The organism is Micromonospora sp. HM134 (assembly GCF_007833915.1).
GTDB lineage: Bacteria > Actinomycetota > Actinomycetes > Mycobacteriales > Micromonosporaceae > Micromonospora > Micromonospora wenchangensis.
This window is the reverse complement of record NZ_CP041061.1, coordinates 5341368-5352868: the sequence shown is the minus strand read 5'-3', so window position 1 is coordinate 5352868 and position 11501 is coordinate 5341368. Positions and strand designations below refer to the sequence as shown.

Annotated in this window: 13 protein-coding genes; 12 read left to right on the top strand and 1 reads right to left on the bottom strand. The window is 73.0% G+C overall.

The features are described from left to right. Positions 1–164 precede the first annotated feature (164 nt). Together FJK98_RS23020 and FJK98_RS23015 are read left to right on the top strand one after the other, a co-directional pair. Positions 165–497, top strand: a complete 333-nt coding sequence (locus FJK98_RS23020; RefSeq protein ID WP_145920861.1) for a hypothetical protein — start codon at positions 165–167, stop codon at positions 495–497. Further along, complete coding sequence (locus FJK98_RS23015; protein ID WP_145920860.1) at positions 494–1420, top strand: RimK family alpha-L-glutamate ligase; 927 nt, start codon at positions 494–496, stop codon at positions 1418–1420. The genes FJK98_RS23020 and FJK98_RS23015 overlap by 4 nt, the downstream gene beginning before the upstream one ends. 82 nt (positions 1421–1502) lie before the next feature. Here the strand turns inward: FJK98_RS23015 and FJK98_RS23010 are convergent, their stop codons facing one another. Beyond that, positions 1503–2468, bottom strand: a complete 966-nt coding sequence (locus FJK98_RS23010; protein ID WP_194822974.1) for a heme A synthase — start codon at positions 2466–2468, stop codon at positions 1503–1505. A 178-nt stretch (positions 2469–2646) separates the two neighbouring features. Between FJK98_RS23010 and FJK98_RS23005 the strand changes: the two genes are divergently transcribed. The 10 genes from FJK98_RS23005 (at position 2647) to FJK98_RS22960 (ending at position 11365) form a co-directional block, all read left to right on the top strand. After that, positions 2647–3390, top strand: a complete 744-nt coding sequence (locus tag FJK98_RS23005) for a metalloregulator ArsR/SmtB family transcription factor (protein ID WP_145922947.1) — start codon at positions 2647–2649, stop codon at positions 3388–3390. After that, positions 3387–4817: a Fe-S cluster assembly protein SufB gene (sufB, locus tag FJK98_RS23000; RefSeq protein WP_145920858.1), complete on the top strand. Its 1431-nt coding sequence runs from the start codon at positions 3387–3389 to the stop codon at positions 4815–4817. The genes FJK98_RS23005 and sufB overlap by 4 nt, the downstream gene beginning before the upstream one ends. A gap of 54 nt (positions 4818–4871) precedes the next feature. Then, positions 4872–6014 (top strand): Fe-S cluster assembly protein SufD, encoded by a 1143-nt coding sequence (sufD, locus tag FJK98_RS22995; protein ID WP_145920857.1) that lies wholly within the window; start codon positions 4872–4874, stop codon positions 6012–6014. A gap of 1 nt (position 6015) precedes the next feature. Next, entirely contained in the window at positions 6016–6360 is a 345-nt protein-coding gene (locus tag FJK98_RS22990) for a non-heme iron oxygenase ferredoxin subunit (protein WP_145920856.1), read from the top strand. Beyond that, the gene (gene sufC / locus FJK98_RS22985) at positions 6360–7133 is read left to right on the top strand and encodes a Fe-S cluster assembly ATPase SufC (RefSeq protein ID WP_145920855.1); all 774 of its coding nucleotides are present in this window, start codon (positions 6360–6362) and stop codon (positions 7131–7133) included. Before FJK98_RS22990 ends, sufC begins: the two co-directional genes overlap by 1 nt. Positions 7134–7140: 7 nt before the next feature. Continuing rightward, positions 7141–8445 carry a cysteine desulfurase gene (locus FJK98_RS22980; RefSeq protein WP_145920854.1) on the top strand — a complete coding sequence of 435 codons (1305 nt, stop codon included), beginning with the start codon at positions 7141–7143 and terminating at the stop codon, positions 8443–8445. After that, positions 8445–8921, top strand: coding sequence for a Fe-S cluster assembly sulfur transfer protein SufU (sufU, locus tag FJK98_RS22975; RefSeq protein ID WP_145920853.1), 477 nt, complete (start codon positions 8445–8447; stop codon positions 8919–8921). The genes FJK98_RS22980 and sufU overlap by 1 nt, the downstream gene beginning before the upstream one ends. Before the next feature lie 152 nt (positions 8922–9073). Continuing rightward, positions 9074–9472, top strand: coding sequence for a metal-sulfur cluster assembly factor (locus tag FJK98_RS22970; RefSeq protein ID WP_145922946.1), 399 nt, complete (start codon positions 9074–9076; stop codon positions 9470–9472). 344 nt (positions 9473–9816) lie between these two features. Further along, complete coding sequence (locus FJK98_RS22965) at positions 9817–10608, top strand: LysE family transporter (protein WP_145920852.1); 792 nt, start codon at positions 9817–9819, stop codon at positions 10606–10608. A 103-nt stretch (positions 10609–10711) separates the two neighbouring features. Further along, positions 10712–11365: an acVLRF1 family peptidyl-tRNA hydrolase gene (locus FJK98_RS22960; RefSeq protein ID WP_145920851.1), complete on the top strand. Its 654-nt coding sequence runs from the start codon at positions 10712–10714 to the stop codon at positions 11363–11365. The last annotated feature ends 136 nt before the right edge of the window (positions 11366–11501 follow it).

Sequence of the window (11501 nt, the reverse complement as noted above, 5' to 3'; positions counted from 1 at the left end):
AAGCTGGACACATCGGGGCGATCCAACCCGGCCGTTATGCCCGTACTTATCCGGCATGGCCGGGCAATACGCCCGCGCTTTCCGATAAACCCTCGGGTAATTGGTATCACAAATAGTTCATGATTCTCGCGCGTAGGGGTGGAAGTCTGCTTAGGCTTCGCGTCATGGCAGAAGGTTCCGATACGACGCTGACGGCCGAGCAGACCGCCGGAGCGGCCCCCACCGGGCTGGTCACGGGCATCAGGTCCTTCGCCGCCGCCCACGGCGGCGCGAAGGCGGTCATCGAGTACGTCGGCAAGCGTGGTGCCCGGATCGTCCTGGTCGGCACCGACGGCGCGTGGGGCGACCAGTTCGCCGAGGACACCGTGACCGCCCGGGAGGCGTGCGCCCAGGCGGGAGTCGCCGTCGAGAACGCCTGGGAGCGTGAGCTGATGGACCAGATGCGGCCGAGCAACGACCTGTGGCGGTCGATGGCCCGGCGCACCATGGCCCGTTGACCGACAACCCGACCCACCACCAGTCGACCCGGGGGGAACCCCGGGTCGCTCTCGTCACCTGCTCCCGTTTCGCCGACCTCTACGCCGACGACCGGCTCGTGCTCGCCCCGCTGGCGGCCCGGGGCGTCACCGGCGAGGCGGCCGTCTGGGACGACCCCCGGGTCGACTGGGCCGGCTACGACCTGGTGGTGCTCCGCTCACCCTGGGACTACGCCCCGCGCCGCGACGAGTTCGTCGCCTGGGCCGCGTCGGTGCCGACCCTGGTCAACCCCGCCGACGTGGTGCGGTGGAACACCGACAAGCGCTACCTCGGTGAACTCGCCGCCGCCGGGGTGCCCACCGTGCCGACCTCCTGGGTCGCGCCGGGCGACGACTGGGTCCCGCCCCCGACCCCCGGCCGGTACGTGGTGAAGCCGACGGTCAGCGCCGGCAGCCTCGACACCGGCCGGTACGACCCCGCCGACCCGACCCACCGGGACCTGGCCGTGGCGCACGTACGCCGGCTGACGGCCGCCGGCCGGACCGCCATGGTCCAGCCGTACCTGGACGCGGTGGACACCGCCGGGGAGACCGCGCTGCTCTTCGTGGCCGGCCCGGACGGCCTGACGTTCAGCCACGCCATCCGCAAGGGCGCCATGCTCGACGGCCCGGACCTGGGCGTCGAGGGCCTGTACCGGCCGGAGCGGATCGACGCGCGCACCGCCACCGGTGAGCAGTTGGCCGTCGCCGAGCGGGTGCTGGCCGAGGTCCCCGGCGGCCCGCAGCGGCTGCTCTACGCCCGGGTGGACCTGATCCCCGGCCCGGACGGCGCACCCGTGCTGATCGAGTTGGAACTGACCGAGCCGTCGCTGTTCCTCGGTCACGCCGACGGTGCCGCCGAGCGGCTCGCCGACGCGGTGCTGGTCCACCTCGCCCGCCGCTGACCGCCCGGGCCACGCCCGGCGGTGGCGTCGCCGCGTCCCGGCGCGATCGACCTGGTCCCGGCCGGCCCGCCCGGGGAAACGCTCAGACGGTGGCCGGCACCCGCTGCTGCTCGGCCGGTGGCGACGCCGGGTCGCCGGCGACCGGCCGGCGCTGCCGGGTCGACCAGAGCATCGCCAGGGTGGCCAGCAGCACCAGGCAGGAGCCGAGCATGTGCGCGGCGACCAGCACGGCCGGCAGGTGGGTGAAGTACTGCACGAAACCGATCAGGCCCTGCCCCAGCTCCACCGCGACCAGCACCAGGGCGGCGCGGGCCGGGCCGGTCGCGCCGACCGCCCGCAACGCCAGGACCAGCGCGACGGAGAGGCCGATCAGCAGGAACACCCCGTCGGCGTGCACCTGGGAGATCGTCTCCGGGTCCAGCCCGTTGCGGGCGGCCCCGTGGTCGCCCGCGTGCGGGCCGCTGCCGGTCACCCAGGTCCCGACCACCAGCACGGCGACGCTGACGGCGGTGGTGAGCCGGGCGAGGGTACGCAGCGGCCCGGGCACCACCGGCACCACCGGCCCGTCCGGGTCGACGATCCGTCGCCAGAGGGCGTACGCGGCGGCGATGACCGCCATCGAGGCGAGGAAGTGCAGCCCGACCACCCACGGGTTGAGGTTGGTCAGCACGGTGATCCCGCCGATCACGGCCTGCGCGGGGATGCCGAGGAACACCGCCACCGCCAGCGGGCGCAGCCCGGCGCGCCGGGGCCGGTGGGCCAGCACGGCCAGCAGGGTGGCCAGCGCGATCGCCCCGACGGCGAAGGTGAGCAGCCGGTTGCCGAACTCGATCACCCCGTGCACGCCCATCTCGGCGGTGGTGGTGTAGGACGCGTCGGTGCACCGGGGCCAGGTCGGGCAGCCGAGCCCCGACGCGGTGAGCCGGACCGCCCCGCCGGTCACCACGATGGCCACGTTGGCCACGATCGAGGCGTACGCGAGGCGGCGCAGCAGGGTGGTCGAGACCGGGAACCGGACGGATCGCTTCACGGAGCGAATCCTACGCACCGTAGTTGATCCCGATCGGGTGACTCCGCCGGCCCGGTGGGCCGGATCACCGGGGTCGGGTTTGCGGGCCCCCGGCGAATTACGTAACGTTGGCGTTGTGAAAAAAGCGGCGGCGCTCTCCGGGCACCCGTCGACGGCCGCCCCGGCCGTCGGCGTCGGTGCGCGGTCCCGCCGTGCCGTGCGGCGCGGGACGGAGGCCGCGCGGCGGGCCACGCCGGCCCCGACGCCGGACGCCCCCACCGACCTGTCCACCCGTGACCGGGTGACCCGGCTCCTGCTGGAGCAGGGGGCGGCCACCGCCGGCCAGCTCGGCTCGGCGCTCGGTCTCAGCCCGGCCGCGATCCGCCGGCACCTCGACGCGATGCTCGCCGACGGCGACGTGGTCGCCCGGGAGCAGACCGTGCGGGGCAGCCGGGGGCGGGGCCGACCGGCGAAGGTCTTCCTGCTCACCGACGCGGCCCGGGGGCGCTGCGGCACCCACCACTACGACAACATGGCCACCGCCGCGCTGCGCTGGATCGCCCGCAACGGCGGCCCGGACGCGGTCGAGGCGTTCGCCGCCGACCAGGTCGCCGCGCTGGAGGCCCGCTGCCGGGCCGCCATGGAGGACGCCGGCGACGATCCGCTGGCCCGGTCCGAGGCACTCGCCGGTGCGCTCACCGCCGAGGGCTACGCTGCCAACGCGTCGACGATCGCCTCGGGCGGGCAGCTCTGCCAGCACCACTGCCCGGTGGCGCACGTGGCCGCCGAGTTCCCCCAGCTGTGCGAGGCCGAGACGGCGGTCATCTCCCGTCTGGTCGGCACCCACGTGCAGCGTCTGGCCACCATCGCGCACGGCGACGGGGTGTGCACCACGCACATTCCGGCCCAGCCGCGCGCCCAGTCCGGTAACACCGTCACCACTGTGAGGACAGATAGATGACCGAGCAGATCGTCCAGCCCCTGACCCAGGAAGAGCAGCTCGCCGCCCTCGGTCGCTACGAGTACGGCTGGGCCGACTCCGACGTCGCCGGGGCCACGGCCCAGCGCGGTCTCAACGAGGCGGTGGTGCGGGACATCTCGGCCAAGAAGAACGAGCCGGCCTGGATGCTCGACCTGCGGCTCAAGGGTCTGCGGCTGTTCGGCCGCAAGCCGATGCCGTCCTGGGGGGCCGACCTCACCGGGATCGACTTCGACAACATCAAGTACTTCGTGCGTTCCACCGAGAAGCAGGCCACCAGCTGGGAGGACCTGCCGGAGGACATCAAGAACACCTACGACCGGCTGGGTATCCCCGAGGCGGAGAAGCAGCGGCTGGTCGCCGGGGTCGCGGCGCAGTACGAGTCCGAGGTGGTCTACCACAAGATCCGCGAGGACCTGGAGGAGCAGGGTGTCCTCTTCCTGGACACCGACACCGCCCTCAAGGAGCACGAGGACGTCTTCAAGGAGTACTTCGGCACGGTGATCCCGGTCGGCGACAACAAGTTCGCCGCGCTGAACACCTCCGTGTGGTCCGGTGGCTCGTTCATCTACGTGCCGAAGGGCGTGCACGTGGAGATCCCGCTCCAGGCGTACTTCCGGATCAACACCGAGAACATGGGCCAGTTCGAGCGGACGCTGATCATCGTCGACGAGGGCGCGTACGTGCACTACGTCGAGGGTTGCACCGCGCCGCTCTACTCCTCCGACTCGCTGCACAGCGCGGTCGTCGAGATCGTCGTCAAGAAGAACGCGCGCTGCCGCTACACGACCATCCAGAACTGGTCGAACAACGTCTACAACCTGGTCACCAAGCGGGCCGTCTGCCACGAGGGCGCCACCATGGAGTGGGTCGACGGCAACATCGGCTCCAAGGTGACCATGAAGTACCCGGCGGTCTACATGACCGGCGAGCACGCCAAGGGCGAGGTGCTCTCGGTGGCGATGGCCGGTGAGGGCCAGCACCAGGACGCCGGGGCCAAGATGGTGCACGCCGCGCCGCACACCAGCAGCACCATCGTGTCGAAGTCGATCGCCCGGGGCGGCGGCCGTACCTCGTACCGGGGGCTGGTGCAGGTGCTGGAGGGTTCGCACCACAGCCGCAGCACGGTCAAGTGCGACGCGCTGCTGGTCGACACCGTCTCCCGCTCGGACACCTACCCGTACGTCGACATCCGCGAGGACGACGTGTCGATGGGGCACGAGGCCACCGTCTCCAAGATCAGCGACGACCAGCTCTTCTACCTGATGAGCCGGGGGCTGAGCGAGGACGAGGCGATGGCGATGATCGTGCGCGGCTTCATCGAGCCGATCGCCAAGGAACTCCCGATGGAGTACGCCCTGGAGCTCAACCGCCTGATCGAACTCCAGATGGAGGGCGCGGTCGGCTGACGCCGCCCCGCCGCCCACGACACCGTCGTCCCGGACAGACAGACCAAGGAAGAGATGACTACCCAGGCTTCCGCGCCGCCCAGCACCAAGTCGCAGGCGCTCCGCTCGTACGACGTCGCCGACTTCCCGGCCCTGACCGGCCTGGAGGAGGAGTGGCGCTTCACCCCGCTCAAGCGGCTCCGTGGGCTGACCGGTGGGGCGCAGGCCGCCACCGGTACGGTCCGCCACGAGTACGCCGACCTGCCGGCCGGCGTCACCGTCGGGCGGATCGGCCGGGACGACCCCCGGGTGGGCAGCGTGCTCACCCCGGTCGACCGGGTCAGCGCGCTGGCCTACGGCGGCGCCGGTGAGGCGTTGCTGGTCGAGGTCGCGGCCGAGGCCGTGGTCGACGTGCCGGTGAGCCTGCGGGTGGTCGGGGACGACGCCACCGGGCTGGCCTTCGGGCACACATTCGTCGACGTGGGCCGGTTCGCCGAGGTGGTGCTGGTGCTGGAGCACGTCGGTGCGGCGACGCTGGCCGACAACGTCGAGGTGGCGGTGGCCGACGGGGCGAAGCTGACCCTGGTCACGGTGGCCGACTGGGCCGCCGACGCGGTGCAGGCCCAGCACCTGAAGATCCGCCTCGGCCGGGACGCCAAGGTGTCGCACGTCCAGGTGAGCCTCGGCGGTGACCTGGTCCGCCAGTCCACCACGGTCGAGTACACCGGCCGGGGCGGCGAGGCCGAGCTGTACGGCGTCTACTTCGCCGACGGCGGCCAGCACCTGGAGCACCGGCAGCTCGTCGACCACAACGTGCCGGACTGCCGCAGCTACGTCGGCTACCGGGGCGCGTTGCAGGGCGACGAGGCGCACACCGTCTGGGTGGGTGACGTGCTGATCCGGGCCGAGGCGACCGGCACCGACACGTACGAGATCAACCGGAACCTGCTGCTCTCCGACGGCGCGCGGGCGGACTCCGTACCCAATCTGGAGATCGAGACCGGCGAGATCGCCGGTGCCGGCCACGCCAGCGCGACCGGCCGGTTCGACGACGAGCAGCTGTTCTACCTGATGGCCCGGGGCATCCCGGCGGACGAGGCGCGTCGCCTGGTGGTCCGGGGCTTCTTCGCCGAGGTGATCAACAAGATCCCGGTCGAGCCGCTGCGCGAGCGGCTCGGCGACGCGATCGAGGCCCGGCTCACGAAGGCCGGGGCCTGACATGATCCGGATCTGCGCGACCGGGGACGTGCCGCAGGGCAGCGTGATCAGCGCCGACGTGGACGGCACCCCGATCGCCGTCGTGCACGGCACCGACGGCGGGTTCTACGCCGTGCACGACGAGTGCTCGCACGCCTCGGTCGCCCTCTCCGAGGGTGAGGTCGAGGGCTGCACGCTGGAGTGCTGGCTGCACGGTTCCCGGTTCGACCTGCGCACGGGCGAGCCCACCGGGCTGCCCGCCACCGAACCCGTTCCCGTCTACGCCGTCGAGGTCCGCGACGGCGACATCTACCTTCCCGTGGGCGCCGACGGCCGCCCGACGCCGAGCAATGGAGTGACCCGATAATGAGCACCCTGGAGATCCGCGACCTGAAGGTGTCGGTCAAGCTGCCCGAGGGTGAGCTCAAGCCGATCCTGTCCGGTGTCGACCTGACCGTCCGGTCGGGGGAGACCCACGCGATCATGGGCCCGAACGGCTCCGGCAAGTCGACCCTGGCGTACTCGGTCGCCGGCCACCCCAAGTACGAGATCACCGGCGGCTCGGTGACCCTCGACGGGGCCGACGTGCTGGAGATGACCGTCGACGAGCGGGCCCGCGCCGGCCTCTTCCTGGCCATGCAGTACCCGGTCGAGGTGCCCGGCGTCTCGGTGGCGAACTTCCTGCGGACCGCCAAGACCGCCATCGACGGCGCGGCCCCGAAGCTGCGTACCTGGGGTGGCGAGCTGCGCGGCGCGATGGAGAAGCTTCAGATGGACCCGGCGTTCGCCCAGCGCAACGTCAACGAGGGCTTCTCCGGCGGCGAGAAGAAGCGGCACGAGATCGTGCAGCTGGAGCTGCTCAAGCCCAAGATCGCCATTCTCGACGAGACCGACTCCGGCCTCGACGTGGACGCGCTGCGGGTGGTCAGCGAGGGGGTCAACCGGGTCCGCGACACCGGCGACACCGGCCTGCTGCTGATCACCCACTACACCCGCATCCTGCGCTACATCAAGCCCGACTTCGTGCACGTCTTCGTGGCCGGCCGGATCGTCGAGCAGGGCGGCCCGGAGCTGGCCGACAAGCTTGAGGAAGAGGGCTACGAGCGGTACGTCGCCGGAGCCGGCGCGGCGCGGGCCTGAGCGTCCGATGACCTCCATCGCGATCCCGGCGGGCATGCCGCAGTACGACGACGTGCCCCGCTTCGACGTGGCGCGGGTGCGGGCCGACTTCCCGATCCTCGACCGGGAGGTCAACGGGCACCGGCTGGTCTACCTCGACAGCGCCAACACCTCGCACAAGCCCCGGCAGATGCTCGACGTGCTCGCCGGGCACTACGCGATGCACAACGCCAACGTGTCGCGCTCGGTGCACACCCTGGGCACCGAGGCGACCGAGGCGTACGAGGGGGCGCGGGCGAAGATCGCCGCGTTCGTCAACGCGCCCAGCGTCGACGAGGTGGTGTTCACCAAGAACTCCACCGAGGCGATCAACATCGTGGCGTACGCCTTCTCCAACGCCTCGCTGCGCGCCGACGCCGACGAGCGGTTCCGGCTCGGGCCGGGCGACGAGATCGTGATCTCCGAGATGGAGCACCACTCGAACATCGTCCCGTGGCAGTTGCTGGCCGAGCGGACGGGCGCGACGCTGCGCTGGTTCCCGGTCACCGACACCGGCCGGCTGGACGAGTCGGGGCTGACCGAGCTGGTCACCGAGCGGACGAAGATCGTCGCGCTGGTGCACACCTCCAACATCCTCGGCACGGTCAACGCCACCGCCCGGATCACCGAGCGGGTCCGCCAGGTGGGTGCGCTGCTGCTGCTCGACTGCTCGCAGTCGGTGCCGCACCAGCCGATCGACGTGGTCGACCTCGACGCCGACTTCATCGTCTTCACCGGGCACAAGATGTGCGGGCCGACCGGCATCGGCGTGCTGTGGGGGCGGGGCGAGCTGCTCGCCGCGATGCCCCCCGTCATGGGTGGCGGCTCGATGATCGAGACGGTGTCGATGGCCCGGTCCACGTTCGCCGCGCCGCCGGCCCGGTTCGAGGCGGGCACCCCGCCGATCGCCGAGGCCGTCGCGCTCGGCGCGGCGGTCGACTACCTCACCGGCGTCGGGATGCGGGCGATCCAGTGGCACGAGAAGGAGCTGACCGCGTACGCGCTGGACGCCCTCGCGACCGTGCCGGGGCTGCGGATCTTCGGCCCGACGGTGCCGGTCGGCCGGGGCGGCACCATCTCGTTCGCGCTCGGCGACGTGCACCCGCACGACGTCGGTCAGGTCCTCGACTCGCTCGGCGTGCAGGTGCGGGTGGGCCACCACTGCGCCAAGCCGGTCTGCACCCGGTTCGGGGTGCCGGCGATGACCCGGGCGTCGTTCTACCTGTACACCACCACGGAGGAGATCGACGCCCTGGTGGCGGGTCTCGAACAGGTGCGGAGGATCTTCGACTGATGCAGCTGGACCAGCTCTACCAGGAGATCATCCTGGACCACTACAAGCGCCCGCAGGGGCGCGGGCTGCGTGACGCCGACGACCCCGACGCCGAGGTGGGCGAGGCGCACCACGTCAACCCGACCTGCGGCGACGAGGTCACCGTACGGGTGGCCGCCGTCGACGACATCGTGGTGGACATCTCGTACGACGGGGCCGGCTGTTCGATCAGCCAGGCGTCGGCGAGCGTGCTGTACGACCGGCTCTCCGGCCGGTGCGCGGAGGAGATCGCCGCCGTGCACGCGGGATTCGTGGCGTTGATGTCCGGCCGTGGCCAGGTCACGCCGGACGAGGAACTACTCGGTGACGGGGTGGCGTTCGCGGGAGTCGCCCGCTACCCGGCCCGGGTCAAGTGCGCGCTGCTGCCGTGGATGGCGTTCAAGGACGCCGCGGCACGCGCGGGGGTGGGCGTGAGCCCGACGGAGGTGGAGGCATGAGCGAGAACACCGCTACCGCGGCGACGCCGGAGACCGGCGACGCCAGCACGACGGCCGACGCGGTGACGCCGCCGGCCGCTGCCGCGCCGGCCACCAACGGTGTTGCCGGCACCGCCGGCCCGGCAGATGCCGTCGCGTCAGCGGAGACCGCCGTGCCGGCCGATGCTGCTGCGCCGGCCGGTGCCGCCGCGCCGGCCGGGGGCGATGCCGCGACGTCGGCCGGTGGCCGGGCGGCCCTCGCCGACATCGAGGAGGCGATGAAGGACGTCGTCGACCCCGAACTCGGCATCAACGTGGTCGACCTCGGCCTGGTGTACGGCGTCCACGTGGACGACCAGAACGTCGCCACCCTGGACATGACGCTGACCTCGGCGGCCTGCCCGCTCACCGACGTGATCGAGGACCAGGCCCGGCAGGCGTTGACCACCGGCCCCGGCGGGGGACTGGTCGACGACATCCGGATCAACTGGGTCTGGCTGCCGCCGTGGGGGCCGGACAAGATCACTGACGAGGGACGGGACCAGCTCCGCTCCCTCGGCTTCAACGTCTGACCTCCGGTCCGACCTCGCGGGCGCGGCACCCACACCGGGTGCCGCGCCCGCCGTCGTCCACCGCCCCGGCCCGGGTCGGGTCCGGCCCCGCCCGGGTCCGGGTGGGGTGATCGACTCAACGGGGGCGGTACAGGGGTGTCCGGGCCCGGCTGATACCGCTGTTTCGCCCCCGTTGAGTCGATCACCCCGTAGCGGCGGACAATCCGGTGGCGGGGCGTCGGGCAGGGGGCCGATGATGAGCCGGTGATCGAGACGTACCCGGTGCAGGGGCCTGTCCGCGCGAGCACCGCCACGCGCCGACAGCAGTCCCGTCCGGGGCGCGGCTCGGCCCGCCACCGGTCGTCGTGACCGCCGCCTTCCTGGCCGGTCTGGTGGCCGGCTACGGGGTCGCCGTCCCTGTCGGCGCGATCGCGGTGCTCATCCTCGGGCTCAGCGCCCGTACCTCGTTGCGGGTCGGCGCGGCTGCCGCGTTCGGCGTCGCCACCGCCGACGGGCTCTACGCCGCCGTGGCGGTACTCGGGGGCGCGGCGGTGGCCGCCGTGGTCGCCCCGGTCGCCGGGCCGCTGCGGGTGGTGGCGGCGGTGGTGCTGCTGGCGCTCGCCGTCCACGGCGGCTGGCGGGCCTGGCGCTCCCGACCCCCGTCGAACGGGCCGGACCTGGGCAGCCCGGGGTCGAACGGGCCGGACCTGGGTCGTCCGGGGTCGGGCGGGCCGGTGCCGGTTCGTCCGGAGCCGGGTGGGCCCGGGTCGGAGGGGCCTGGGGCAGGCGGACCGGGACCGAGTGGGCTGGAGCCGGGTCGTCCGGGGTCGGGTGGGTGGGGGTCGGGTCGGGGGATGGACACGCCGGGGCGCGCGTTCGCCGGGGTGCTGGCGTTGACCCTGCTCAACCCGGCCACGGTGGTCTACTTCGCGGCGCTGGTCCTCGGCCGTGCCGACGTGGCGCGGGCGGCACCGGCAGCCGCCGCGCTGTTCGTCCTCGGGGCCTTCGTCGCGTCGGCGAGCTGGCAGTTGCTGATCGCCGGGAGCGGCACCCTGGTCGGCCGGGTGCTGGCCGGCCCGCGCGGTCGACTGTTGACCGGTCTGCTGTCCAGCACGATCATCGCCGCCCTCGCCGTCGCCATGCTGGTCGTGCGGTGAGCCGCCCCCACGCCGGCCGCGTCGTCCCCGCCCGCCCCGACGGCATCCGCCCGCCGGGCTGCCGTCGTGCGGTGAGCCGCCCGCCGTGCCGTACGGTCGGGTGATGAGCAGCCGACCCGCGGCCGGTGGCGGCCGGTGGATCGAGGTCGATCCGACCCGTGTCGCCCGCTGGGTGGAGGGTTTCACCGACCGGCACGGCCCGCCCATCGTCGCCCCGCAGGGGTACGGCCTGCTGCTCACCGCCGCCGACGGGGCGACCGCCGAGCTGCACCTTCCGCCGGGCGGTGGCACCGGGCAGGTGGACGACGTGCCGGGGTTCGTCGACGCCGCCGTCGCGCCCCGCCGGCTCGGGCTGCTGCTGGCCCGCAAGGGCGCGGTGGCGGTCGGCGTGGCGCTCGGCACCGAGCTGCTGGTCTCCAAGGTGGACACCCGGTACGTGCAGGGTCGCACCGCCGCCGGGGGCTGGTCGCAGCAGCGGTTCGCCCGGCGGCGGGACAATCAGGCCAAGGCGGCCCTGGGCGATGCGGCGGAACTGGCCGTACGACTGCTGTTGCCGGAGGCGGCGACGCTGGCGGCGGTGGTCTGCGGCGGTGACCGGCGGGCCGTCGACACGGTCCTGGCCGACCGGCGGTTGGCCCCGCTCGCCGGGCTGCGGGCCGAGCGGCTGCTCGACGTGCCCGAACCCCGGCACGCGGTGCTGGTCGCCGCGATCGCCGCCGCCCGCGCGGTGCACGTCCTGGTCCGCGACCCGGCCTGAACCCCGCCGGCACGCTGGCCGCAGCCGGCACGACATGGGACGGCGACGGCCGCCGGGACGGCGGTGCCGCCGGGAACGGCGACGGCGGCCGGGGGGGCGTGCGCCCCGCCGACCGCCGCGACCTGCCGACCGGTGC